Source organism: Halomonas sp. AOP25-F1-15 (assembly GCF_052378675.1).
Classification (GTDB): domain Bacteria; phylum Pseudomonadota; class Gammaproteobacteria; order Pseudomonadales; family Halomonadaceae; genus Vreelandella; species Vreelandella casei.
The window spans coordinates 138,682-163,273 of sequence record NZ_JBQSXV010000004.1; the positions used below are offsets into that span (position 1 = coordinate 138,682).

The following is a 24,592-nucleotide window of genomic DNA, read 5'->3' on the forward strand; positions in this document are numbered from 1 at the left end:
AAGTAGCATGTGAGAACGGTGCGTCAGATATGGTGCGCGCTTATAATCACATGGTCAATTAGCGCTACCGTCGCAACCTCGTCTAATCAAGGAGTTATACTCAATGCTGTATGCCATTCTTAGTGAAGATGTCGCCAATAGCCTAGAGCGTCGACTGACGGCTCGCCCTGATCATTTAGCCCGCCTAGAAGCACTACGCGATGAAGGCCGCTTGGTGTTGGCGGGCCCTCACCCTGCCATTGATGCTGAAAACCCGGGTGAAGCAGGGTTTTCAGGCAGCTTGGTCGTGGCAGAATTTGACAGCCTGGAAGCGGCTAAAGCCTGGGCCGATGCCGACCCTTTCATGATTACCGGGGTCTATGCCAAAGTCGTTGTGAAGCCATTCAAAAAAGTGCTGCCTTGATTTTAATAGCCCCCTATGGGTGTTCGTCAGGCTGGCACAAAGTTCTTCACAGTGCCTGTGGAAAACTCTGTGCAAACCCGGCGGACGCTTTTCGCTAAGCCAGAGATAGCGCTGCTATCAACACTTTGATCACTTTTTAACCATCGGTTGATCACTACGTCATCATCGACGACATCACCACTACTATCACTACTATCACTACTATCACTACTATCACTACTATCACTACGAAGGATGCCTGCGTGGCCCAACGTCCAACCGCTTTGCCCCTCCTCGCGGCGCTAACCACGCCCACACTTACCTGGAATGAAGACGGTGCGCCCCGCTCAGCAGCATTTGATGATATCTATTTTACCCGTGGCGATGGCCGCGCTGAGACGGAACACGTGTTTCTCGGTGCCAATCATCTTCCTGAACGTTTTGCCAGCTGGACGTTGGCGCGCCCTTTTGTCATTGGCGAAACGGGCTTTGGCACAGGGTTAAATATGCTCTGCGCCTGGGCGTGCTTTGAACAACACGCGCCTCCTAATGCTCGGCTGCATTTGTTATCCACCGAAAAATATCCTCTTGATCGCCTGGCGCTTGAGCGTGCCCTAGCCGTTTGGCCCTCACTGGCTGCTTATACGCAGGTGCTGTGTGCCCAGTGGCCGGCCGCCGTCAGCGGCATTCATCGCCTGCACCTAACCGAGCGAGTTACCCTCGACCTGCATTTTGGCGATACCACAGAGCGTTTAGAACAGCTGGATGGCCAGGTAGATGCCTGGTTTTTGGACGGCTTTGCGCCTTCCAAAAACCCTGACATGTGGCACCCGGCACTGTTTAACGCCATGGCAGCACGTTCGCGCCCCGGCGCTACCTTTGCGACATTTACCTGCGCGGGCATTGTGAAGCGTGGCTTAAAAGCGGCAGGCTTTCACTGGCAAAAAGTACCGGGCTATGGCCGTAAACGAGAAATGCTGGCGGGCAGTATTGAGTCGCCGCCCAGCGATCAGCGGCGTGAGAAAACTCCCTGGTTTACGCCGCCCTCTATTGAAGTGGCTAAGCACGTAGCAATAATCGGCGCGGGGCTTGCGGGCAGTAGCGTGGCGGCGGCGCTAGCGCGGCGCGGCGTTCAGGTGACGGTCATTGAGCGTGAGGCCCCTGGTGCGGGCGGCTCCGGCAACCGTCAGGGCGCGCTGTATGTGAAGCTTGCCGCAGAGACCAACCATCAAAGCCGCGTTTATCTCGCCGGGCTGCTCTATAGCCAGCGCTGGCTGGCCCAGCAGCGTTGCACACAGCCGCTGTCTGCATCTCCTTTATGGCAACCTTGTGGCGTCATTCAACTCGCTAGTGGCGATAAAGAGGCGCTTCGCCAGCAGCGCTTTATTGAGCAGCACCCGCTGCCTAGCGAGGTCGTCTCTGCGATGCAAAATCCTGCGCTAACCGATGCGGCGTCGCTGACTATTAACGCGTCTCACGGACTATTTTATTCGCAGGCGGGCTGGGTGCGGCCTAAGGCGCTATGTGAGCACTTGCTGGGCCATTCGAACATCACACTGCTGCAGGGCGACGCCGCATCGTTTGATCGCAAAGACGCTGATTGTGCTTCTGGCCAGGGCTGGCAGATTCATTTAGCCGATGGTCGCATCGTGGAGGCGGATCAGGTCGTGGTTGCCAGCGCCCATTTAGCCAACCGCTTTGCGCAAACCTTGGCGCTACCACTGCAATCTGTGCGTGGTCAGGTCAGTGAAATCAATCTACCCGAACAGGTGGCAGGCCCTAGCCGCGTGATATGTGCCGGTGGCTATGTCGCGCCGGCATTGGATGGCGTATTAACCTTTGGCGCAAGCTTTGTGCCCAACAACGCCACCACCGATGTGTCAGCGGCCGACCACCAGCGCAACATTGACGAGCTGCGTCAAACGCTGCCCGCCCTGGCTGAAGAGCTAGAACAGGCGGGCATTAATCTTAGCCCTGAAAACCTGCAGGGCCGGGCAGCGGTGCGTGCCGCGAGCCCAGATAAAAGCCCCTACGCAGGGCCGGTGCCGGTAGCGGATACGTGGCGGGCCGACTATTGCGTGCTCAGCAAAGATGCCACTCGCGTGCCGAACAAGCGTGGCGAGCATCATAGGGGGCTGTGGATAACCACCGCGCACGGCTCGCGGGGCTTGGCCAGCGCGCCGCTATGTGCCGAGCTGATTGCTTCGCGGCTGTGCGATGAGCCAATGCCTTTAGAAGTACCGCTGGTTGATCACCTGCATCCAGGACGACGCATTATTAGCGCGATTATCCGCGCTCAGTAGTCGCCTTCCTCTTCATCGTCGGCCACGTCACGGCCAAAGGAGCGCCACTGAGCTAGGGTCATGACTTCGGTCATCTCTAGCTCCAGGTCATGCGCAATGATGAGTTCATTGCGCGACAGCTGTTTTTTCAGTTCGGCGACCCAGCCGTGCATGCCCTCGCCAGTCGTGTCGGTCGTATCGTAACCCTGGCGGGTAACGAAGGCCTCCAACAGCGCATTCAACGTTTCTTCTGGCAGCATTCGTGCGGGTACTTCAATAAATCGGCCCATTAGCGCTGTTCCCACTCTGCCAAGCGTTCAATAAAAGTAGCCTCGTCGATGACGTCAACGCCCATCTGCTCGGCTTTCGTCAGTTTGCTGCCAGCGGCTTCGCCAGCGACCAGGCACGTGGTTTTTTTCGAAACACTGCCTGCCACTTTGGCCCCCAAAGCCTGCAAGCGTGCCTTACCTTCGTCGCGGGTCATGCTTTCCAGCGAGCCGGTCAGTACCCAGGTTTGCCCTTCCAGCGGCGTAGGGCCTTGTGTGACGACCGCTTCTTGCCAAGTAATACCGGCGTCGCGCAGTGCCGCAATGGTTTCCTGGTTATGGGGCTGACGAAAAAAAGTATGCACATGAGCAGCGACAATGGGGCCAACATCGCCCACGGCTTCCAGCGCCGCCAGCTCTGCCGCCTGAATAGTTTCAAGCGTACCAAAATGATTGGCTAGGTTAGCCGCCGTTGCTTCGCCCACTTCGCGAATACCCAGCGAGTAAATAAACCGCGCAAGCGTGGTCGCCTTAGCATTTTCAAGCGCGCTGACCAGGTTGGTAGCGGATTTTTCACCCATGCGCGGCAGACTTTGCAGCTTTTCAACCGTTAAGTGAAACAGATCCGCCGGCGTTTTGACCCAGTCAAGGTCCACTAGCTGCACAATCAGCTTTTCACCTAAGCCATCAATATCCAGTGCTTTGCGGCTGGAAAAGTGTTTCAGCGCCTCTTTACGCTGGGCAGCGCAGTATAGGCCGCCCGAGCAGCGCGCCACCGCCTCACCTTCAAGCCGCTCAATTTGTGAATCGCACACCGGGCAGTGCTCAGGAAAGATAATGGCTCTAGCGTCCGCCGGCCGCAGCTCCGTATGCACCCGAACCACCTGTGGGATCACATCGCCAGCGCGGCGAATCGACACCGTATCCCCGACCATCACATCTAAGCGGCTGATTTCATCAGCGTTATGCAATGTTGCATTCGATACCGTCACGCCCGCCACGCTAACAGGCTCCAGCCGCGCGACGGGCGTAATTGCCCCGGTGCGCCCCACCTGAAACTCCACATCGTTAAGCGTGGTGACTTCCTCCTGGGCTGGAAACTTAAATGCCACCGCCCAGCGCGGGGCCCGGGCGACAAAGCCCAGCTCTCGCTGATGGCGCAGGTCATCAACCTTAATCACTACACCGTCGATATCAAAGCCGAGGCTATCGCGCTGCTCGCCTAGCTTCTCACAGTAGTCGGCGACCGCTTGCGGGCCTTTGACGACTTTCAGCTCACCACTCGATCGAAAACCCCAATCTTTCAATCTTTCCATTTGCCGGCTGTGTGTTGGTATTACACTGTCATCCAAATTTGCCATATCGATTCGGGCAACTTGATAGGCGTGGAATTCTAGCGGACGTTTTGCGGTAATCCGCGGATCTAGCTGGCGTAAGCTGCCGGCAGCGGCATTGCGCGGGTTAGCAAATACCTTGCTGCCTTCTTCTCGTGCGCGCTCGTTAAGCGCTTCAAAACCCGTATGGCGCATAATCACCTCGCCACGTACTTCCAGCAGCCCAGGCACGTTGTTGCCCAGCAGCTTCAGCGGCACCGAGCGCAGCGTGCGCAGGTTAGAGGTAATGCCTTCACCGCTACGGCCATCGCCTCGCGTCGCACCGCTCACTAACCTGCCTTGTTCGTAAACGAGCGACACGGCGGCGCCGTCAAGCTTAGGCTCGCAGCTAAAGGTAATTTCATCGGCAGCACATTCCAGGCGATCAGCCACACGCTCGGCAAAAGTGAGGATATCTTCGCGGCTAAAGGCGTTATCCAGCGACAGCATGGGAATGGCATGCGCCACAGACAAAAAACCGTCCGCCGGGGCGACACCCACCCGCTGGGTCGGCGAATCGCTGGTAATTAGATTTGGATAACTGGCTTCCAACTGCTGTAAACGCTGTAGCTTGCGGTCGTAGTCGGCATCCGTCAGTGTCGGTTCATCCAGGATGTAGTAACGGTGATTGGCCTCATCCAAGGCGACGCGCAGTTGGTTTATCTCTTCTCGTGGCTGAGAATCAGAGTGACTCATTAGAATGGGTTCCAGTACTAGCGAATAGCGGCAGCAAAAATGCAGAGCATAAAGAAATAAAAATAGAGAGCGTAAAAATAGTGCGTATTGAACAAAAACACCCGCCCTCTGAAAGAAGGCGGGTGTTAGACAGCTAGCGCGAATTAACGTGCTTGCATATGGCGATGCAGTCGGTGTCGGCGTTCAAATTCACGCACACGCTGGCGGGCGAATTCAATCGTTTGTGCGGTCATAACGCTGCGATTTTCATCTTTCAGCTCACCGCCCATATGACGAACCAGCACCATGGCCGTCTCGACCATCGCCTCAAACGCAGCGGAGCTGTCGACAGCGCCGGGCAGCGGCATCAGCAGCGTTACGCCGGGGGTCATGAACTCACCCATTTCTTGAATGGGGAAAGTGCCTGGCTTAACAACGTTAACCATCGAGAACTGTAGCTCGCTGTCTTCGCTTTCAGTCTCAAAGCGGTGGAAAATGCCCATACCACTGCTGTAGCGCAAACCACACACCATCATGAGTTCAAGCAATTTACTGCCATCAAAGCCGTCGGGATCACGCGACAGTACGCTGATAACCACTACTTCTTCAGCGCTGGAAAGCGTTTCTTTCGCGTGCTCGCCATTGACGTCATGACGTAAGGCTTTTTCTAACGTGGGATGAACGCGAACTCTCTGATTGGACTCTCGCTCACTAGCGGCCCGTTCATCAAAAGACTCGTCGCTGGCGTACTCGTCGCGCTCATCTGCGTGGTCATAACTTTCTTCATAAGCGAAGGAGCTTTCCGATTCGTGACGCGCCTCTTCTTCAGCGATACGCTGCTGTGCTGCCAGTCGATCAGCTGCCGCGGCGTTGGCAGCGACTTCGCGTGCCTGCGCCTGTTCTTGAGCTAGTCGAGCACGCTCAGCATCAGCGGCCTCTTTAGCCTCACGACGCTGTTCAGCTTCTAACACCTTGCGCTCGGCCTTCTGTTTTGCCAACGCTTTATCGCGAATGGCTTTCTCAGCTTTTTTACGCTGGCGGTCTAAACGACGCTCAATGAGACGACGTTTAAACGATCGGCCCATACCTTCAAAATCAACAAGACGATATTCGTCTACCTGATCATCGTCTAACTCTTCCTGCTCGCCCACGGTATCAGAGCGCAGCTTACGACGCTTTGGTGCAACGTCGCTAAAAGCGTGTTTTGCAAACGCGGCATCTTCCGGCTCGGCACGTAGCACGTTCTCGCGCTCGGACTGCACCGGAGCTTCGACTGGTTCACTCGCGCTTATACCCGCACTTGTAGTAGGAGTCTCAGCAGTCATAGGCTCAGCAGGCGTCGTCACTACTTCTGGCGCGATGGGTTCTGAAACAACCGATTCTGTTGCCGGTACCTGAGCAGTAGATGATGTTTCAGTAACCGATGGCGTTTCGGCAATAGAAGCCGTCGCTGGTTGTGCAGTCTGCGGCGCTGTAAAAGAAACACTGGGCTCGCGGCGCTCATGTTCAGGCGCTGTATCAGCAATGTTGACTCGATGACTAGCCGTCGGCGTATTGACCTGAGGTGCTGCGGGCGATGCTTTAGCAACCGCTAGCGCTTCTGCTTTCTCGGCTTTCTCGGCTTTACGCTTAGCGACCTTAGCCGTGGCTGAGCGCCTAAACTCAGCAAGTACTCGTGAGGCACCAGGATGCTCTTGACGTTCTAACTTTGGCTTACTTCCTAATCCGCTATAATCTGCAGGCTTAACAACTCGGGCGCCACCGTTAGGAAGCTCCCAATTGATCTCGGCTGCTTTAGCAGCATCATCAGGGTCTTCTAGCTGACTAGCTGAAAGATCCTTCTCTGCCTGATCAAGGCGAGGTACACGACGCTGTCGTTGAAGTCTTCGCACACCATCTATAACGATGAGCGATACCAACGCCAGCCCTAAAATAATTAGCCACTCTCTTAGTTCCATGTCGAACGTTCCATGGTCATCTTGCCGGTTGCTAAGGCACTGTGTCTAAAAATTCATGCCTAAATAAAGGTAACGGCGATTAAATAAATACTTGCCATTAATACCACCAAGCATAGCGCGAATACTATGAAAAGGGCCACTTTTTACTCTATTTCGCACAATTTTTGCACATTAGCAAAGCATTGGCACGGTTAAAAGCAAAAAAATAGACCTTAACTTCAAACAAAAGTGCAACGAGCATTTGATCAAGGCTTTTTAAGCCGCTTTATATAGAACCCGTAGAAGCAAGAAAGGATGAATTAATCTTAGGAAATCGCACTACCACTTCCTCATTAAACATGCTTATCACTTCAAGCTTCAGCCTCTATCTTTAAGCTCCTTAAGGGCCCCAAGATCAACTTTAATAGAGGTAATATAGTTAAGTTGAACACTTTAGGACATTTTTTTACACATCTAAGTTAATGTTTATGAGCCTATGATTAACAAACCGCTGTTTAAAATTACAGCTTATTCCAAAATACTTCAGCCGCCGCACTTAAGGGGCCAACGGGGCGGGTAAGATGTATTTGTAAAGTAATATCCCATCTTTCGTCCAGCGCACGGACTAAGCGACCATCGCTAATCTCTTGCTCTGCAAGGCTTTTTGGCAACCACGCCACCCCCTTTCCCTCCAGCGCCATGGACATTAACACCGCGGCTAAGTGGCTACTAAACTGTGGTTTAACGGCCAAAACCGCGGCTTTGCCATATAAACGATGGGCCACAATACGGCCTAGGCCCGATGCTTCGGTGTAAGCCAAATAAGGCAGCTGATGAGAGGGAATTTCTTGACTTACGTGTCGACTCATCAACGCAATCAGGGTGTCTTCCCCCACCTGCTTGCTAATAAACAGCCCCGGGGCCAAGGGTGAAGGCACGGCAGGATGTCGGTGGCAGAGCAAAAAAGGCACCTCCCCATGCACCAGTAACTTTTCACACCCTGCCATGCTATCGGAATGAAGACGAATGGCCTCAATCGGAGCGCCGTTATCCACCTGGCGAATCCAGCGCGGGAAAAACGTAAACGAAAGCGAGTGCGTCGCGGCAAAAGGAAGCGTTTTGGCCATATGCCCAGCCACTTCCTGCGCCTCGGTGCGCAGCCGATAAAGGCGGCTCGTGGCTTCAGACGCGTCGGTTAAAATATGCCGCCCGGCTTCTGTCAGCGTGGTGCCTTGCGGCGTTCGCACGAACAGGCTCACCCCCATCCACTGCTCAAGTGAACGTATCCTGCGGCTAAACGCTGGCTGGGTAATATGACGAGCGTCTGCAGCACGCACGAAACTACCGTGCTCCGCTAGGGCGATAAAATCTTCAAGCCAAACAAGCTCCATAGGCAATGCCATTTCAGCATGGGGTTGCCCAGTAATAGCATTGGTTGGCTTGAATTACCACGGTTATTGTTAAGCACTAAATCGATAGAGGAATGCCTTATGCGCATCGTTGAAATCCGCGAAAAAACTGTTTCCATTGCGTCACCCATCGCCAACGCTTATATCGACTTTTCTAAAATGACGTGCTCCGTGGTCGCCGTAGTGACCGACGTAGTACGTGACGGTAAGCCGGTGATTGGCTACGGGTTTAACTCGAATGGACGCTATGGACAGGGAGCGCTGATGCGCGACCGTTTTTTGGATCGCATTAGCGAAGCGGACCCAGAAAGCCTTATCGATCAAGAGAATAACAACCTTGATCCGTTTGCTATCTGGAAAGCCTTAATGACCAACGAAAAGCCCGGCGGCCACGGCGAGCGTTCCGTTGCGGTAGGCACAATCGACATGGCCGTTTGGGACGCCGTGGCTAAAATCGAAGGCAAACCACTCTATAAGCTGTTGGCCGAACGTTACCGTAACGGCGTTGCCGACGATAAAGTGTGGGTGTATGCAGCGGGCGGTTATTACTATCCCGGTAAAGACCACAGCAAACTACAAGATGAAATGCGCAGCTATTTAGACCGCGGTTATAACGTAGTCAAAATGAAGATTGGCGCAGCACCGCTTGAAGAAGATTTACGCCGCGTTGAGGCCGTAATTAAGGTTGTGGGTGATGGCAGCCGCGTCGCCGTTGACGCTAACGGCCGCTTTGACCAAGCCACCGCTATCGCCTATGCCGAAGCGCTAAAGCCTTATAATCTATTTTGGTATGAAGAAGCTGGCGATCCGCTTGATTACGCTCTTCAGGCAGAGCTTGCTAATCATTACGACCTGCCTATGGCGACCGGCGAAAACCTGTTCTCGCATCAAGATGCACGCAACTTGTTACGCCATGGCGGCATGCGCCCTGACCGCGACTTTGTTCAGTTTGACTGCGCACTCTCTTACGGCTTAGTTGAATACATGCGTACGCTGAAGGTAATGGAAGACCTGGGCTGGTCATCGCGCCGCGTCGTTCCCCATGGCGGCCACCAGATGTCATTGAACATTGCGGCCGGCCTGCATTTAGGTGGCAACGAGTCGTATCCGGATGTTTTCCAACCTTTTGGTGGTTTCGCTGACGGCATTCAAGTTGAGAATGGCTATGTCGGCCTGCCGGATATCCCAGGTGTAGGCTTTGAAGCGAAGTCCAAACTCTACGCGGTCATGCGCGAACTAGGTGAGGGCTAAGGGTGAGGGCTAAGCGCGAAGGCGCTTAATCAACCAGTGCGGCCGCCTCTTCAATACCTACCGAGACTAGTCTCGATACGCCGGGCTCTTGCATGGTCACCCCCATCAAGCGCTCGGCGGCTTCCATGGCAATTTTGTTGTGGGTGATGTAAATAAACTGAACGTTCTCAGACATTTCTTTCACCAGCTTGGCGTAACGCCCAACGTTAGCGTCATCCAGCGGAGCATCCACTTCATCTAGCATACAAAAAGGCGCGGGATTAAGCTGGAAGATCGCAAACACCAGCGACAATGCCGTCAGCGCTTTTTCTCCGCCTGATAGCAGATGAATAGTGCTGTTCTTCTTGCCCGGTGGGCGGGCCATAATCGCCACCCCCGTTTCCAACAAATCATCGCCCGTCAGCGTTAACCATGCCGCACCGCCGCCAAACACACGCGGAAACAAAACTTGCAGCCCGGCATTAACCTGATCAAAGGTTTCCCGAAAGCGTATGCGCGTTTCTTGATCAATGCGCTTAATCGCTCTCTCTAACGTTTCCAGCGCCTCGGTAAGTTCAGCGTGCTGCGCCTCTAAATAATTACGTCGTTCAGCCTGCTGATCATACTCTTCAATCGCGGCAAGGTTGATTGCCCCTAAGCGGCGTATCTTATCGGTGGTACTTTCCAGACGCTCTTGCCAACTCGTTTCAGTGGCCTCCTGAGGCAGCTGTTCGGCAAGCGTTTCAGCGTTATGGCCTAATTCTGCCAACTGCTCATCTTGAGTGGCGGCTTTCAATGCCAGCGCCTGCACGTCCATGCGCCGCTGCTGTAGCTGCTCGCGGCTCTGTTCTAGATTGCGCTCATGCTGCTGGCGGGCAAGCTCATCATTGCGCAGCTGTTCTGCCAGCGCTTGAGCCTGCTGGCGAGTCGCGTTTAAGCGCCCTTCCTGCTGCTCACGCTGCTGTAGCAGCTCTTCAAGCTCTTCGCCTGCCAACTCATCGGGCTCAATCAGCATTTCCCGAGACTCTTCCAACTCGGCAATGCGCAGCGATAGGCGTTCTTCAGAGTCGCTTGAGCGGGACTGCTGCGAGCGCAGGCTAGCGCGCTCGGCATTTAAGCGTTCGCGCTCAAGCGCCAGCGCCTGCTGCTGTGCTTTAAGCGGCGAATGCTGCTGGGTCAGCTGGTCACGCTGTTCACGCAAAAAACGGCGCTTCTCCGAGGCCTGCTCGCGGCCTTCTGCGGTGCTTTCCAGCTGCGCCATCGCCTCGTTCCAGCGTGCGCGCTGCTCATCTAAAGTAAGTACTAACTCCGCCTCATCCTCTTGCAACTGGGCAAGCTCTGCATCTAGCTCCGTCGCGCGGCCGGCTAAATGCTCAAGGCGCTGAGCGAGGCTACGCTCTTTTACCGCTAGTTGCTGCAAGCTAGCGGCGTGATTGCGCTCCTGCTCAGCCTGCTGATCGCGGGCCTGATCTAGCGACTCAATGGTCTCACTGGCGGCTTCACACTGCTCTTCGGCCAGCGCTAGCGCTTCTTCTTCGCTCTCACGACGCTCATTGAGCTCGGCGTAGCGTCGACGGATAAGCAGCAACCCATCAATACCCTCGCCGTTGGCCTGTTGATGCAGCCAGCCACGGCCCAGCCAAACGCCGTCGCGACTCACCACGCTTTCGCCAGGGGCTAGGTGCGCTACCTGCTGCTGCGCCTCGGCAGCCGTTTCCGTGTAGTGAACACTTGCTAACCATTCGCTCAGTGCTCCCGCGCCTTTTACCAAGCTATCCAGCCGTTGGCCCGCGGTTGATGGTGCTGGCGACGCTTGATCAATCAAACACCAGTCGGTGGCCAGCGCATCAGGCAAGGCGGCGAGCTGATGGCTAGCGACCAGGCGAGCATTAAGCCACGGCGCTAGAAGCCAAGAAGTAAGCGCTTCCCAACCGGGCGTCACTTGAAGCACCTCGCCCAGCTGAGGCGCCTGTTCGAGATCCAGCGCTTCCAGGCGAGCCCCAATATCAGGGTCATGATCCGCCAGGGCCGCATCCATCAGCGCTTGAAGGGATGCAAGCTCCCCTTGTCGCTGGCTTAGTGCAGCACGCTGTTGATCCCGTGACTGGGAGGCCTGTTGATACGCTGCTTTAGCATCGCTGTAGCGCTGCTGCCACTGGTCGCGCCCGGCGTGAAAGCCGTCAGCCTGCTGCTGAGCATCCGCTAGCTGCGCGTGGCACAAAGCGTGCTCATCGCGCAGCTCGGTGAGATCAGCCACCTCGCTGCGCTGCTGACGGCGGCGCTGGTTTTCAGCCTGCAAGCGCTGGATCCGTTGCTCAAGATCCCGCAGTTGATCCTGGCTTCGCTCAGCATCGCGGCTGGCATCGCGCCAGCGCGTTTCAGCGTCGGCCCACTGCTGCTCGACCGCTTCCAGCGCTGGAGAGGCATCGGCCAGCGATTGCTCCAGGCGCTCAAGCTGCTCTTCCAATGCGTCGTGTTCAGGCTGCAAATCGTCAAAGCGTTCATCAATCGCGGCTAAGCGAATCTGATCACCTTCGCTAACGCGCCGCTGCTCGTCTAACTCACCGCGGGCGGTGGCGATATCGCTGGCCAGCTGCGCTTCACGGCTGCGGCGGTGGGCCTGGTCTTGCTCCAGCCGAGCAATGCGCGTGGTAGTTTCAAAGAACTGCTGCTGATGATGATCGAGTACTTCAGATAGCTCGTCATGTTGCTCGCGGGCTTGTTCCAGCCGTGTTTCGCATTGGCGAACGCCAAAGACATCTTTTTCAACGGCGATTTCCAGCTCGCGAACGCGATTTTCTTGATGAGACTGTTCGACGCGCAGAGTTCGGCCGCGTAATAGCGCAAGCTCACCTTTGAGACGATACTCCAGCTGTTTCAACTCTTGATAACGCTTGGCGGCTTCAGCCTGGCGCTTAAGCCGATCTAACTGTTTATCCAGCTCTTCGCGAATATCGTTAAGACGTTCCAAATTCTCCTGGGTCCGCCGCATGCGGTTTTCGGTTTCGCGGCGGCGCTCTTTGTACTTGGAGATGCCCGCGGCTTCTTCTAGCGTCGAACGTAGATCATCGGGGCGAGCTTCAATCAGGCGCGAAATCATGCCCTGGCCGATAATCGCATAGGATCGCGGCCCCAGGCCGGTGCCCATAAACAGATCGGCGATATCCCGACGCCGGCACTTTTGGCCGTTGAAGAAATAGTTGGACTGACCATCGCGGGTTACGAGTCGTCTAACGACAATTTCAGCATACTGGGCATAGATACCGCCCATGCCGCCGTCGCGATTATCAAATTTGAGCTCGATGGATGCTTGGCTGATAGGTTTACGGCCGGTCGAGCCGTTAAAAATAACGTCGGCCATGGATTCGCCGCGCAGCGTTTTCGCCGAAGATTCGCCCATCACCCAGCGCACGGCGTCAATAATATTGGATTTTCCACAGCCGTTGGGCCCTACGATGGCGGTCATATTGCCATCAAAAGGCACCGTCACAGGGTCGACAAAGGACTTAAAGCCGACTAAGCGTATGGAGGTTAAGCGCATAGCAAGGCCACGCCTTGGTTATTCAAAACAGAGCTGCTCAACAAACGGCTATTTAAGTGCATGGCTGTTCACTACTTCGTCGACGTTTTCTTCAGGCCCTTCGGAAGCCGCACTCATGCGCTCTTGGGCGATGCGAATAGCCTCTCGCAGCGAGGCGGCGGTATCCGTATCGGCACTATTAGCGACCGCGCGGCGCCAGCGGTCAATCGCTTGTTCGTAATCGCCATTATCAAAGGCGTGCAGACCCAACATCCCTAGTACGGTGGGCTCATTCGGGTCTTTGGCCAGCGTTTCATCGACCAGCGCCTGTACCTCATCGGTAAGCTCTCGCCCGGCCATAAAAAAACGAATCTGTGCGAGCTGAGCCAGCAGCGGTGGAAGACGCCCTTCAATCTCAATCAGGCGCTCCAAGGCACCAACGGCCTGAGGCATCTGCCCCGTTTCGCGATAAAGCGGAAACAGCGTGCCCCACACATTGGGATTGTTCGGCTGGCGTTCCGCCTGCAATTGCATACGCTCAATATACATATCAAGCGACCCTTCCGGGTCTTGCTGCACGGCTTGCCGCACCGCCAGAAGTATTAGATCGCCTTCAGCGCCCTTTTGCTGATACCACACCACGCTAACCGCCACCACCGCTATCATTATCAGCGGCACCGCTAAACGCCCGGCGTGGGCAGGTTTAAGCGGGCGCTGCTCGCGCACGGCAGTGTCTTCCAGCAGGCTACGCTCTAGCTCCAAACGGTCTTCTTCAAAGCGTTCGACATCAATGTCGCCACGCTCATGTGCAGCTTCTAGCGAGGCAAGACGACGCTTGAAAATAGCGACATTCTGTTCGTCGGAGACGTCGTTGGCTTCAAACTGGCGCTGCTGCTCATGCAGTGCACGCGCATTCCTGAGCGGCGATACTAACAGCCATAGCGCAGGTAGCAATAAAACGGCAATCGCAATCCAAAGCAGCGTCATGAAGGCCTCTTACGGTTAATCAGCGCTTCAACACGCTGGCGCTCTTCCGCACTTAGCGCTTTGGAAGAGGCATTACGGCGGGCGCGGATCATCAGTAAAACCACCAGCGCTCCCAGCATTACCAGCGCAATGGGCAACCCCCAAAGCAGATACGTGCGGTTCTCTAAGCGCGGATTGTACAGAATATACTCACCAAACCGCTGCACCATATAATCAACAATTTCGATATCCGACCGGCCTTCTTGCAGCAGCTGGTAAACGCGATCGCGCATGTCTGCGGCAATCGGCGCGTTAGAGTCACCGATGGCCTGGTTTTCACACAGCGGGCAGCGCATGGCGGCGGTTAAATCGTGATAACGCGCCTGCATCACCGGGTCATCAAATTGACGCAGCTCAATCCCACCCGCCGCCGCACTAGAGGCAACGATCATTATCAGCATTGCTGCAACGGCACGCATTAACGCCATTTTTCCACCTCCGGAAGAATCCGCTCGCGCACGTCATCCGGTGATATATAGCCTTTGTGGTGATAGCGAATCACACCGTTGGCATCGACAATAAACGTTTCCGGCGCACCGTAAACGCCAAGATCAAAGCCTAGCTCGCCCTGGGGATCAAAAATATTGGCCTCAAACGGGTCGCCAAATTCGTTGAGAAACGCTAAGCCCTTCTCGCGGATATCACGATAGTTGACGCCCATCATACGAACGTCGTGATCCGCTAACTCTAAAAGCTGCGGCATCTCTTGCTTGCACGCGGGGCACCACTCGCCCCAGACGTTCACCAACGTCACCTCGCCTTCCAGCAGCGTTTGGTCAACGCGCTGATGTTCATCGCGCAGCGTGACTGCCTCAAAGCTTGGGAACGGCCGCTCCATGAGCGCTGAATCGCGCTGCGAAGGGTCCAGCGACAAACCTTTGTAAAAGAACAGGGCTAAGCCTAAAAAACACAGCGGCAGCAGTAATAGCAGTAACCGTCGCTTCATAGTGTGACCTTCTGCGCAGCATAGCGCTGGGCGGTCGAAGCGGGTATATCACGCGCTATGGCGACACGGCGATAGCGCTTATCGAGCACTGCAAGCACTCCGCCAAAGGCCATCAATAAGGCGCCCAGCCAGAGCCAGCGCACAAACGGCTTGTACTGAACACGCATTGCCCAGCTACCGTCGCCCAGGTCTTCGCCCATTGCCACGTATAGGTCGCGAAATAGCCCCGGCCGCAGGGCGACCTGGGTCATCGGCATACCCGTCGCTAGATAAAGACGCTTTTCAGGGCGCATAGTGAAGCGGCGCCCTGACTCGCCGCGCTGCACCTGAATTATCGCAGTATCGGCCAAAAAGTTAGCACCGCGACGCTCGGTCAGTTCGCTCATGGTGAACTGATAGCCCGCTACTTCTACCGTGGTGCCTGGCGACATGCGCACGTTGCGTTCAATGTTGTAGTTAGAAACAACGGTCACACCAACAATGGTGACAGCTACGCCCACGTGGCCCAGCACCATGCCCCAGTAGGACAGTGAAAGCTTGCGTAACCCCGCAGAAAACGAGCGGGCATGACGGGTTTTATCAACAATATCGCGCAGTATCGGCAGCACAACCCACAGCGCAGAGACAATGCCTAGAGAGACCAAAAGATTCCACTCGCCGCGATATAGCAGCGGCATTACTGCCCCAATGATCAGCGCCGCAGCGCCCGCCCACCAAAGCTTACGGATAAGGTCTTTAGCCGCCATACCTTTCCAACGGGCGGCCGAGCCAAGGCCCATAAACACACACATCATCACGGTTAATGGCACAAACAGCGCGTTAAAGTAAGGCGGCCCCACGCTGATTTTTCCAAGGTTGAGAGAATCTAGAATCAACGGGTAAACGGTGCCGAGTAAAACAGTCACGGTCATAATGACGAGAAACACGTTATTGATCAGCAGCAGCGCATCTCGGGAGAGCCAGTTGAAGCCGATGCTATGGCTCACACGCGGTGCGCGCAGAGCGAACAGCAGCAGTGACAGCGTTACCGTAATGGCTAACAGAATCAAAATAAAGAGCCCACGGTCGGGGTCGTTGGCGAAAGCGTGCACGGAGGTTAATACGCCGGAGCGCACTAGAAAAGTCCCCATCAGCGACAGCGAAAAGGTCGCAATCGCCAGCAGCACAGTCCAGCTTTTAAAGGAGCCGCGTTTCTCGGTCACCGCCAGCGAATGGACCAGCGCGGTACCGGTTAGCCAAGGCAGCAGTGAGGCATTTTCAACGGGGTCCCAAAACCACCAGCCACCCCAACCAAGCTCGTAATAAGCCCACCAGCTGCCCAGCGCGATTCCTACGGTCAAAAATGCCCACGCTACATTGGTCCAAGGCCGCGCCCAGCGAGCCCAGGCCGCATCTAGTCGACCGCCCAGCAGCGCCGCGATAGCAAAGGCGAACACCACAGAAAAGCCCACATAGCCCATATAAAGCATTGGCGGATGAACGATAAGCCCAATGTCCTGCAGCAGCGGATTCAGATCAGCGCCATCGGGCGGCATATTGGGCAGCAATCGTTCGAAGGGATTAGAGGTGATCAGAATAAACAATAAAAACCCACCGCAAACCATGCCCATTACGCCCATCACTCGGGCGACCATATCCCGCGGCAGGCTACCGGTGAACCTACTCGCGGCAAACCCCCAGCCTGCCAGCATCAAGCTCCACATCAGCACCGAGCCTTCATGATTGCCCCATACCGCACTGAATTTGTAATACCAGGGCAGCAGCGAGTTGGCGTTATTGGCCACGTTCGCCACGCTAAAATCGTCGAGCATATAGCTTGCGGTTAAACAGCCGTAGGCAATGGCGACAAACAAAAACTGCCCCGCCGCCATCGATTGGCCGTAGGCCATCCATAGAGGCCGCCGCGTCGCCGCGCCGGCAAGCGGCATCACTGCCTGCACCACCGCCATGAGCAGCGCAATAATCAGCGCAAAGTGGCCAATTTCAGGAATCATTGTGATGAACATGTGCACTCCGAATTGGCACTGGCTGGTTGGCAAGCAGGCGCAATCGCACCATTACTTGTCGGCGGCACTGGTCTGATAGTCGGCAGGCGAATAACCCGCCTCTTTCAACGCCTGGGCCACTTCCGGCGGCATGTAATTTTCATCATGGCGAGCGAGGACTTTATCGGCGTACAAATGGCCGTCGGCCTGAAGCTCACCCACCACTACCACGCCTTGGCCTTCACGAAAAAGGTCGGGCAAAATTCCGCTGTAAACGACCTGAAGATCATCGACATAGTCCGTAACGGTAAATTCGACGTCCAGGCTGTCAGGATCGCGGGCCACCGAACCTTCTTTGACCATCCCACCGGCACGAATTTGTCGCGCCATGGGGGCATCACCCTGGGCGATCTGTACCGGACTAAAAAACAGATTAATATTAGCGCGCAGCGCGTACAGCGTTAGCCCCACGGCGATCGCCGCCAGCGACACCAAGCCTAGGATAACCCACAGCTTCTGTTTTCGTTTAGGCGTCATGACGTACTCCTTTCGAGCGCCTGGCGCGCCGTCTCAAGACCCTAAGCAATTGACGCTGTTCAAGGCGCGCATGCCAAGCGCTGGCGAGCAGCAGCGCCGCCGTGACACCCCAAGCAGACCAAACGTAAGGTGCATGGCCACCCATGGCGAGAAAGTCAGAAAAGGAAGTAAATGCCATTAGCGCGCCTTCTTCGTTGCAGTGCTCAACATCGGGTCTGTCAGCAACTCTTGCACCCAGCGTTTACTGGCTTCTCGCCGTAGAATCTCGCTACGCGTGCGCATTAACGTTATCGCAATAAAGAAGCAGTAAAAACCCAACAGCATAATGACCAACGGCAGCCACATTTGTGTAGGCATGGTCGGGCGCGAGGTTAACGTAAATGAAGCCGTCTGGTGCAGGGTATACCACCAATCAACCGAATACTTAATGATGGGAATATTGATGACACCCACCATCGTCAGCACCGAGGCTGCACGGGACCCGCTATCGCGCCGGGTAAACGCGCTGCGTAAGGCGATGACCCCGATATACAGAAACAGCAAAATCAGCATAGAGGTGAGCCGCGCATCCCACATCCACCAGGTACCCCAGGTAGGCACGCCCCACACAGCACCGGAAAACAGCGCCACAAAGGTCATCACCGCCCCGAACGGCGCCATCACTGTCGCCGCCATGTCGGCCACTTTAATTTTCCAAACCATAAACACCAGGCCCGACACGGCCATAGCGATAAAAATAGATTGGGCTAAAAAAGCAGCCGGCACGTGTACATAAATAATCCGAAAGCTGTTGCCCTGCTGATAATCCGCAGGCGCAAATGCCAGCCCCCATAGTGAACCAACGACCAACAGCAGCACCGCTGCAGCCCAAAACCACGGCTGCATCTTGGCACTCATGCCATAGAACCACCGAGGCGATCCCAGCTTATGTATAAAGGCCCACATAGCGTGTTCTATCCTCAACCGTTAATACTAATGCGCAGCGATGCGGCAATCGCCCACGGCGCCAGCATAAGCGAGGCGGCAAGCAGCGCGCCCAAAATAGCTAAATGTGCGGCAACACCGCTACCGACAATAGACGCCTGCACCGCGCCCACCCCAAAAATCAATACCGGGATCGTCAGCGGCAGCACCAGCAGCGAGAGCAGCACGCCGCCGCGCGCCAGGCCGACGGTTAACGCGGCGCCAATCGCGCCAATCAAACTCAGGCTGGCCGACCCCAGCGCAAGCGACAGCGCTAGCACGGCGTAGCTGCCGGTGGGCAACGAAAGCATAACGCCTAATAGCGGCGCTATCAGCGCTAAGGGCAAGCCAGTTAGCAGCCAGTGAACGGCCACTTTTGCTAGGCTTAGCGCGGCCAACGAGTGCGGGGCCAGCAACAGCTGCTCAAGACTACCGTCGTCATAGTCGCTGCGAAACAGGCTATCGAGTGACAGCAGCGCGGCTAATAGCGCCGCCACCCAGAGCAAGCCCGGTGCAATAATTGCCAACAGCGCAGGGTCGGGCGAAATAGCCATTGGAAACAAGGTAATCACGAGCGCAAAGAACACTAAAGGATTAAGAATTTCACCGCGACGGCGAAGCAATAGCGTTAAATCACGCAGCAGCGTGGCTTTTACCGCGATCATTAGCCCGCCCTTATGGTCGAGCAATGGCGCTACTGGGCCGATCGCCGAACTATCCAAACAGTTAGGCGCTGAAGGCTGTGAAGCGCTGCTGGAAGCGTAGCTCAGCGGGCGGCTTGAAGGACTTTCTGAAGAGCCATTGGACGTGCTATGCAACGCGGTCTCCTTCTACCCCAGCGCTACCTGCCTCAGCAGCGGCGAGGCGGGCAGATCGTGGTGTGTGGTGACGAGTACGCAGCCACCTGCCTTTGCATGCGCAACAAGCTGTCTTTCAAGATCAGCAATGCCGTTACGATCAATCGCGGTAAAGGGCTCATCCAATACCCACAGGGCTCGCGGCGTCAGCGTTAACCGCGCCAATGCCACTCGCCGCTGCTGACCCGCCGACAGCTGCCCGGTAGGCACTTCTTCAAAACCTGCCAGCCCGATGCTTTCAAGCGCATTCAAGCGCTGTTCCTCGTCGTCTTTTTCACCGCTCAGCGCCTGATACCACGCTAAATTTTCTAGCGGCGAAAGCCCCAACTTTATGCCGGGGGCATGCCCCAAATAAAGCAGGTTAGCAAGAAAGTGGTCACGAGCCTTGCTCATTACCGTGCCATTCCAGAAAAGCGCGCCCTGATAGTCGCTGAGCTGCCCAGAGAGGATCTTGAGCAGCGTTGTCTTGCCGCAGCCATTAGGCCCTTCAATACGCACGACTTCACCGCTATGAATATCCAGATCCAGCCCTTTAAATAGCCAGCGGTCATCACGTTCACAGCCAAGTCCTCGGGCTTGTAGATGCAGGCTCAAGCGTCACTCCAGGCACATTGATTTCGCATCGAACTCTACACGGAAAGCTCCTTTCTCGCCACTTGCACAACCGGCCATCAACCAGTGGACAACGGACTCCAATGATCAATAAGACGAATTACCACTAGCACTGTATGCAAAAACAGGCCTATACTAAAACCACTGTATGGAAAGACATGTTTTGTGCGATTCAGCGTCGCCTGCACCGCTAAAGCGATTGCCTGCAGTCAATGTTTAAGGTCGCTATTTTCAAGTTCACTACGCATGAACGAAGCCTAACCAGCCGGCGTAGCAATGGAGATTCCCAAATGACGATATCAATGGCAGCATCTACCGCTACGCTCACTCACAGGCAACCACTACCGCGCCCTTATGCATTGACGTCTAACGTTACGCGGCACAATACCTATGCGCTTAAAGTACGCGGCAATGCGATGCGCGATTGCAACTTATTCGATGGCGATGTCATTATTATTCGGCGCTACCAGCACGATACCCAAACAGAAACCGCCGTTGCCGAAATCAATCAGCAGAAAATAGCGCTGAAGCAGCTCTCCATAAGCCGTTCTGGCGTACAGCTATGGCCAGAAGATGCGCTTCAGCCAGCGCTTTTTTTGCATAATCGGGATATTCAGGTGCTTGGTATGGTGATGGGTGTTGAACCTCATGTGAGCAAGTCTGCTATTACGGAGCATTAATGCGTTACCGGGTTCCCAAACTGCCTGCATCAATATGGCATACGGCTGACATTGACGTAGAAAAGAGCCAATTTATAACCTGGATATGTTGCGCCCCTGACATTGGTGCGTTCAGCGCTCTACTCAATGCCGCTAAAACGGCACACCCCAATGCGAGCCATCACTGCACTGCCTACATTGCAGGACCACCGGGCGAGCAGAACTTCATTGGCTTTTCTGACGATGGTGAGCCTGGCGGCACCGCCGGCAGGCCGATGTATCAGGTGCTGCAAGGCAGCCAACTTGGCCACATTGGCTGTGTCGTCATTCGTTATTTTGGTGGTACAAAGCTAGGTACCGGTGGATTAGCTCGCGCCTACGCCCAGGCAGTCAGCCATGCGCTTGAGACACTGCCCACCTGCGAGATCATTGAACGCGATATTTACACTCTACGGCTGAGCTTTGCCCATGAAGCGATTGCTCGCGCCTGGTGCGAAGAACGTGATGTTCCTATTGAGCAAGCCGATTACGATGGAAACGGCGTCCGCTTAGCCGTTGGCTGGCCACGCGACTGCCCGCTCGACTTTTCCCCACTGGAAAACCGCTTAAAGAGCACGATTGAGTTTCATACCGCCCCTCCATAAAAAACGCGACAGCTGAAATTTTCAGCATGCCGCGCTCTAATCGCTAGCGCTTCAACTCTGCGCTAAAAACGGTCTGATGACGCACCTTGATACGCGTGGGTTGATTAGCCCAGGTATTTAATCATTACCCCGGCAGCTACCGCTGATCCAATCACCCCGGCCACGTTGGGCCCCATGGCGTGCATCAATAAAAAATTATGCGGATTGGCTTCAAGCCCTACTTTATTAGCCACCCGGGCCGCCATAGGCACAGCGGAAACGCCGGCGGCGCCAATGAGCGGGTTGATGGGCATTTTACTCACCAGGTTCATGAGCTTGGCCATTAATACCCCGGCAGCCGTACCAATACCAAAGGCGACAATACCCAGCCCGAGTATCCCCAGCGTCTCAAATGCCAGAAAGCTCTCGGCCATGAGTTTAGAGCCCACGGACAAACCTAGAATAATCGTTACGATATTGATCAGCGCATTTTGCGCGGTATCCGACAAGCGTTCGACCACTCCACATTCACGCATCAGATTACCAAAGCAAAACATTCCCAGAAGCGGTGCGGCATCGGGTAAAAACAGCGCAACCAAGATCAACAGCATCAGCGGGAAGATGACTTTTTCCAGCCTAGACACCGCCCGTAGCTGCGTCATTTTGATTTGACGCTCTTTTTGAGTGGTTAAAAGACGCATGATCGGCGGCTGAATCAAGGGCACCAATGCCATATATGCATAGGCTGCCACGGCGATCGCACCCAGCAGCTCCGGCGCTAGCACGCTTGATACGTAGATAGACGTCGGGCCATCCGCGCCACCGATAATACCAATAGCGGCCGCCTGATTAAGCGAGAAATCCATCACCCCCATGGAGGTGAGCACTACGGCGCCAAACAGCGTGGCAAAAATACCAAACTGAGCGGCCGCACCTAAAAAAAGCGTGCGCGGATTGGCCAGCAAGGGGCCAAAATCGGTCATGGCACCCACGCCCATAAAGATAATCAGCGGCGCAATACCCGAGCCAATCGCCACTTTATAGAAGTTATACAGCATACCGTCGCTGTAGCCGACGCTCGTGGCAATGTCTCGCGCGGCACGTAGCTGGTCTGGCGCAACGCCATCGTGGGCGATCACTTTCAGCGATTCTCGCCATGTTTCAAGACCGCTAACAGGATCTAGCGTTGCGCCTAGCGCTGCTGCTATCTGCTGCAGCACCACAGGTTTAGCAACGTCAATGGCCTGATCTAACGCTGAAAGCGCCAGCCCTGCTTCGGGTATGTTGGCAAGAATGCCACCAAAGCCAATCGGCACTAACAGCAGCGGCTCAAACTTCTTATAAATGGCCAGATAGAGCAGCAATAGTCCCACTAAGATCATAGCCGCCTGGCCAAGCTCAAGGTTATACAGCCCCGAGCCTTCCCATAAGGTTACTAATTTATCCATTACCGAGCGCCCTTAGAGTTCGATCAGCGTATCGCCTACGGCGACGCTATCGCCTTCGCTGACGTTAACCTTAGACACAGTGCCTGCGCTGCTAGCACGCACTTCGGTTTCCATTTTCATCGCTTCCAGGATAATGACGACATCACCATCAGCGACCTGATCGCCAGGACGCACATTCACTTTGAAAATATTGCCTGCCAGCGGCGCATCGATGCTTTCCCCGCTAGGCACAGGTGAAACCTGAGCAGCGGCGGTCGTTGCGCTTACCGCTTGCTCCTGCACCTCGCCTAGCTCGCCCCCTTCAGAGACTTCCACCACGTAGGCTTTGCCATTGAGCTTAACGGTATAGGTTTCTGAGCCACTGTTCGCGGCTGAGGGCTTACTTTCCACCGGGGCAGACTCTTTATTGGCGCTCGCTTGGGCCGCTTGAGGCACGGGTTCAAAAGCATTCGGATTGTCGCGATTCTTCAAAAACTTCAAACCAATCTGCGGAAATAGCGCATAGGTCAGCACATCGTCGGTGGCCTGCTTACCCTCTGCAAGCCGGATACCGTCCGCACTGGCCTTCTCTTTGAGCTCCGTAGCCAGCCTGTCCATTTCAGGCGCAAGATTATCTGCCGGGCGGCAGGTAATCGGCTCACCGCCCTCTAACACGCGCTTTTGCAGCTCAGCGTTAAAGGGCGCAGGTGCCGCGCCGTACTCACCTTTAAGCAGTGCCTGCACTTCTTTGGAAATAGACTTGTAGCGCTCACCCATCATCACGTTCATGACGGCCTGCGTACCGACAATTTGTGAGGTTGGCGTAACCAAGGGAATAAACCCCAGGTCTTCACGCACACGTGGAATCTCGCTCAGTACGTCGTCGAGCTTGTCTCCAGCGCCCTGTTCTTTAAGCTGGGCTTCCATGTTGGTCAGCATGCCACCCGGCACCTGGGCAATCAGAATGCGCGAATCGATCCCCCGTAGAGAGCCCTCAAAGGCGGCATATTTTTTACGTACTTCGCGGAAATAACCGGCAATGTCTTCCAGCAGTTCAAGATCTAAACCGGTATCGCGGTCGGTGTCTTTTAGCATCGCGACCACCGACTCGGTAGGGCTATGGCCGTAAGTCATCGACATCGAAGAGATAGACGTATCAACGTTATCAATGCCCGCCTCGACTGCTTTTAGAATGGTCGAGGTTGAGAGGCCGGTCGTGGCATGGCAATGCAGGTGTATCGGGATCGACAGCTCTTTCTTCAGCCGAGTGACAAGATCAAACGCCGTGTAGGGCGTAAGCAGCCCCGCCATATCCTTGATAGCCAATGAATCTGCACCCAAACCGGCAATGGTTTTAGCGAGATCGACCCAGCTATCCAGGGTATGTACCGGGCTCACGGTATAAGAAATGGTGCCCTGAGCATGGCCTTCGACATTACGCACCGCCTGAATGGCACGCTCAAGGTTGCGCGGATCATTCATCGCATCGAAGACACGAAAAACATCCACACCGTTGGTTCTCGCCCGCTCGACAAACTTATCGACGACATCATCCGCATAGTGACGGTAGCCCAGCAAGTTCTGCCCACGCAATAACATGGCCTGGGGAGTATTCGGCATCGCCTCTTTTAACGCACGGATACGCTCCCACGGGTCTTCGCCCAGGTAACGAATGCAGGCGTCATAGGTGGCACCGCCCCATGTTTCCAACGACCAGTAGCCAACCTGATCAAGCTTTTCAGCGATCGGCAGCATATCGTCCAAACGCATGCGCGTTGCAAACAGCGATTGATGGGCATCGCGCAGCACGACATCGGTAATGCCTAGAGGGCGTTTTGTTTCGTTCATGGTCTTGGCTCACAGTTGAGAATTGTAAGTTTGTA

At 55.2% G+C, this 24,592-nt stretch carries 20 protein-coding genes and 1 pseudogene; 5 read left to right on the forward strand and 16 right to left on the reverse strand.

Annotated features, from left to right (window positions below; all coding sequences use genetic code 11):
• Positions 1–103 precede the first annotated feature (103 nt).
• Together ACT3TF_RS08990 and mnmC are read left to right on the forward strand one after the other, a co-directional pair.
• Positions 104–403 carry a YciI family protein gene (locus ACT3TF_RS08990; RefSeq protein ID WP_444672067.1) on the forward strand — a complete coding sequence of 100 codons (300 nt, stop codon included), beginning with the start codon at positions 104–106 and terminating at the stop codon, positions 401–403.
• A 242-nt stretch (positions 404–645) separates the two neighbouring features.
• Positions 646–2,685 (forward strand): bifunctional tRNA (5-methylaminomethyl-2-thiouridine)(34)-methyltransferase MnmD/FAD-dependent 5-carboxymethylaminomethyl-2-thiouridine(34) oxidoreductase MnmC, encoded by a 2,040-nt coding sequence (gene mnmC / locus ACT3TF_RS08995; protein ID WP_444672068.1) that lies wholly within the window; start codon positions 646–648, stop codon positions 2,683–2,685.
• Here mnmC and ACT3TF_RS09000 read toward each other — a convergent pair.
• The 4 genes from ACT3TF_RS09000 to ACT3TF_RS09015 form a co-directional block, all read right to left on the reverse strand.
• Positions 2,679–2,954, reverse strand: coding sequence for a YheU family protein (locus ACT3TF_RS09000; RefSeq protein WP_193062733.1), 276 nt, complete (start codon positions 2,952–2,954; stop codon positions 2,679–2,681). The two genes, mnmC and ACT3TF_RS09000, sit on opposite strands and share 7 nt — an antisense overlap.
• On the reverse strand, positions 2,954–4,999 hold the full coding sequence (gene ligA / locus ACT3TF_RS09005; RefSeq protein WP_444672069.1) for an NAD-dependent DNA ligase LigA: 2,046 nt from the start codon (positions 4,997–4,999) through the stop codon (positions 2,954–2,956). Before ligA ends, ACT3TF_RS09000 begins: the two co-directional genes overlap by 1 nt.
• A 143-nt stretch (positions 5,000–5,142) precedes the next feature.
• The gene (locus tag ACT3TF_RS09010) at positions 5,143–6,936 is read right to left on the reverse strand and encodes a cell division protein ZipA C-terminal FtsZ-binding domain-containing protein (protein ID WP_444672071.1); all 1,794 of its coding nucleotides are present in this window, start codon (positions 6,934–6,936) and stop codon (positions 5,143–5,145) included.
• A 500-nt stretch (positions 6,937–7,436) separates the two neighbouring features.
• Positions 7,437–8,306: a LysR family transcriptional regulator gene (locus tag ACT3TF_RS09015; RefSeq protein ID WP_441686623.1), complete on the reverse strand. Its 870-nt coding sequence runs from the start codon at positions 8,304–8,306 to the stop codon at positions 7,437–7,439.
• A 99-nt stretch (positions 8,307–8,405) separates the two neighbouring features.
• Here ACT3TF_RS09015 and ACT3TF_RS09020 point away from each other — a divergent pair, with 99 nt between their 5' ends.
• The gene (locus ACT3TF_RS09020) at positions 8,406–9,575 is read left to right on the forward strand and encodes a mandelate racemase/muconate lactonizing enzyme family protein (RefSeq protein WP_193062741.1); all 1,170 of its coding nucleotides are present in this window, start codon (positions 8,406–8,408) and stop codon (positions 9,573–9,575) included.
• A gap of 25 nt (positions 9,576–9,600) precedes the next feature.
• Here the strand turns inward: ACT3TF_RS09020 and smc are convergent, their stop codons facing one another.
• From smc to ccmA, 10 genes and pseudogenes are all read right to left on the reverse strand, one after another.
• Positions 9,601–13,095, reverse strand: coding sequence for a chromosome segregation protein SMC (smc, locus tag ACT3TF_RS09025; protein ID WP_444672072.1), 3,495 nt, complete (start codon positions 13,093–13,095; stop codon positions 9,601–9,603).
• Positions 13,096–13,185: 90 nt separating this feature from the next.
• Positions 13,186–14,061: pseudogene (gene ccmI / locus ACT3TF_RS09030) on the reverse strand (c-type cytochrome biogenesis protein CcmI); the annotation flags it as partial.
• Positions 14,058–14,528: a cytochrome c-type biogenesis protein gene (locus ACT3TF_RS09035; protein ID WP_096281971.1), complete on the reverse strand. Its 471-nt coding sequence runs from the start codon at positions 14,526–14,528 to the stop codon at positions 14,058–14,060. The pseudogene ccmI and the gene ACT3TF_RS09035, both read right to left, overlap by 4 nt.
• Positions 14,519–15,046 carry a DsbE family thiol:disulfide interchange protein gene (locus ACT3TF_RS09040; protein ID WP_096281972.1) on the reverse strand — a complete coding sequence of 176 codons (528 nt, stop codon included), beginning with the start codon at positions 15,044–15,046 and terminating at the stop codon, positions 14,519–14,521. The genes ACT3TF_RS09035 and ACT3TF_RS09040 overlap by 10 nt, the downstream gene beginning before the upstream one ends.
• Complete coding sequence (locus ACT3TF_RS09045) at positions 15,043–17,052, reverse strand: heme lyase CcmF/NrfE family subunit (RefSeq protein ID WP_444672073.1); 2,010 nt, start codon at positions 17,050–17,052, stop codon at positions 15,043–15,045. The genes ACT3TF_RS09040 and ACT3TF_RS09045 overlap by 4 nt, the downstream gene beginning before the upstream one ends.
• Positions 17,053–17,103: 51 nt before the next feature.
• Positions 17,104–17,568: a cytochrome c maturation protein CcmE gene (gene ccmE / locus ACT3TF_RS09050; RefSeq protein ID WP_096281974.1), complete on the reverse strand. Its 465-nt coding sequence runs from the start codon at positions 17,566–17,568 to the stop codon at positions 17,104–17,106.
• Positions 17,558–17,746 carry a heme exporter protein CcmD gene (ccmD, locus tag ACT3TF_RS09055; protein WP_444672074.1) on the reverse strand — a complete coding sequence of 63 codons (189 nt, stop codon included), beginning with the start codon at positions 17,744–17,746 and terminating at the stop codon, positions 17,558–17,560. Before ccmD ends, ccmE begins: the two co-directional genes overlap by 11 nt.
• Positions 17,746–18,513 carry a heme ABC transporter permease gene (locus ACT3TF_RS09060; RefSeq protein ID WP_096281976.1) on the reverse strand — a complete coding sequence of 256 codons (768 nt, stop codon included), beginning with the start codon at positions 18,511–18,513 and terminating at the stop codon, positions 17,746–17,748. Before ACT3TF_RS09060 ends, ccmD begins: the two co-directional genes overlap by 1 nt.
• Before the next feature lie 14 nt (positions 18,514–18,527).
• A complete protein-coding gene (gene ccmB, locus ACT3TF_RS09065) occupies positions 18,528–19,196 on the reverse strand; it encodes a heme exporter protein CcmB (protein ID WP_444672193.1) in 669 nt (222 codons plus the stop codon).
• A gap of 165 nt (positions 19,197–19,361) precedes the next feature.
• The gene (gene ccmA, locus ACT3TF_RS09070) at positions 19,362–19,982 is read right to left on the reverse strand and encodes a cytochrome c biogenesis heme-transporting ATPase CcmA (RefSeq protein ID WP_096281977.1); all 621 of its coding nucleotides are present in this window, start codon (positions 19,980–19,982) and stop codon (positions 19,362–19,364) included.
• Between the two features lie 308 nt (positions 19,983–20,290).
• Between ccmA and ACT3TF_RS09075 the strand changes: the two genes are divergently transcribed.
• A complete protein-coding gene (locus ACT3TF_RS09075) occupies positions 20,291–20,680 on the forward strand; it encodes a LexA family protein (protein ID WP_225734309.1) in 390 nt (129 codons plus the stop codon).
• On the forward strand, positions 20,680–21,303 hold the full coding sequence (locus ACT3TF_RS09080) for an IMPACT family protein (protein WP_444672075.1): 624 nt from the start codon (positions 20,680–20,682) through the stop codon (positions 21,301–21,303). Before ACT3TF_RS09075 ends, ACT3TF_RS09080 begins: the two co-directional genes overlap by 1 nt.
• 104 nt (positions 21,304–21,407) lie before the next feature.
• Here the strand turns inward: ACT3TF_RS09080 and ACT3TF_RS09085 are convergent, their stop codons facing one another.
• Positions 21,408–22,730 (reverse strand): sodium ion-translocating decarboxylase subunit beta, encoded by a 1,323-nt coding sequence (locus ACT3TF_RS09085; protein WP_096281979.1) that lies wholly within the window; start codon positions 22,728–22,730, stop codon positions 21,408–21,410.
• Between the two features lie 12 nt (positions 22,731–22,742).
• The gene (oadA, locus tag ACT3TF_RS09090) at positions 22,743–24,557 is read right to left on the reverse strand and encodes a sodium-extruding oxaloacetate decarboxylase subunit alpha (RefSeq protein WP_441684401.1); all 1,815 of its coding nucleotides are present in this window, start codon (positions 24,555–24,557) and stop codon (positions 22,743–22,745) included.
• Positions 24,558–24,592: the final 35 nt, after the last annotated feature.

Coding starts and splice junctions, on each gene's coding strand:
- ACT3TF_RS08990 (WP_444672067.1), top strand. CDS start 104: ATGCTGTATGCCATTCTTAGTGAAGATGTCGCCAATAGCCTAGAGCGT.
- ACT3TF_RS09000 (WP_193062733.1), bottom strand. CDS start 2,954: ATGGGCCGATTTATTGAAGTACCCGCACGAATGCTGCCAGAAGAAACG.
- ligA (WP_444672069.1), bottom strand. CDS start 4,999: ATGAGTCACTCTGATTCTCAGCCACGAGAAGAGATAAACCAACTGCGC.
- ACT3TF_RS09010 (WP_444672071.1), bottom strand. CDS start 6,936: ATGGAACTAAGAGAGTGGCTAATTATTTTAGGGCTGGCGTTGGTATCG.
- ACT3TF_RS09015 (WP_441686623.1), bottom strand. CDS start 8,306: ATGGAGCTTGTTTGGCTTGAAGATTTTATCGCCCTAGCGGAGCACGGT.
- ACT3TF_RS09020 (WP_193062741.1), top strand. CDS start 8,406: ATGCGCATCGTTGAAATCCGCGAAAAAACTGTTTCCATTGCGTCACCC.
- smc (WP_444672072.1), bottom strand. CDS start 13,095: ATGCGCTTAACCTCCATACGCTTAGTCGGCTTTAAGTCCTTTGTCGAC.
- ACT3TF_RS09035 (WP_096281971.1), bottom strand. CDS start 14,528: ATGGCGTTAATGCGTGCCGTTGCAGCAATGCTGATAATGATCGTTGCC.
- ACT3TF_RS09040 (WP_096281972.1), bottom strand. CDS start 15,046: ATGAAGCGACGGTTACTGCTATTACTGCTGCCGCTGTGTTTTTTAGGC.
- ACT3TF_RS09045 (WP_444672073.1), bottom strand. CDS start 17,052: ATGTTCATCACAATGATTCCTGAAATTGGCCACTTTGCGCTGATTATT.
- ccmE (WP_096281974.1), bottom strand. CDS start 17,568: ATGACGCCTAAACGAAAACAGAAGCTGTGGGTTATCCTAGGCTTGGTG.
- ccmD (WP_444672074.1), bottom strand. CDS start 17,746: ATGGCATTTACTTCCTTTTCTGACTTTCTCGCCATGGGTGGCCATGCA.
- ACT3TF_RS09060 (WP_096281976.1), bottom strand. CDS start 18,513: ATGTGGGCCTTTATACATAAGCTGGGATCGCCTCGGTGGTTCTATGGC.
- ccmB (WP_444672193.1), bottom strand. CDS start 19,196: ATGATCGCGGTAAAAGCCACGCTGCTGCGTGATTTAACGCTATTGCTT.
- ACT3TF_RS09075 (WP_225734309.1), top strand. CDS start 20,291: ATGACGATATCAATGGCAGCATCTACCGCTACGCTCACTCACAGGCAA.
- ACT3TF_RS09080 (WP_444672075.1), top strand. CDS start 20,680: ATGCGTTACCGGGTTCCCAAACTGCCTGCATCAATATGGCATACGGCT.
- ACT3TF_RS09085 (WP_096281979.1), bottom strand. CDS start 22,730: ATGGATAAATTAGTAACCTTATGGGAAGGCTCGGGGCTGTATAACCTT.
- oadA (WP_441684401.1), bottom strand. CDS start 24,557: ATGAACGAAACAAAACGCCCTCTAGGCATTACCGATGTCGTGCTGCGC.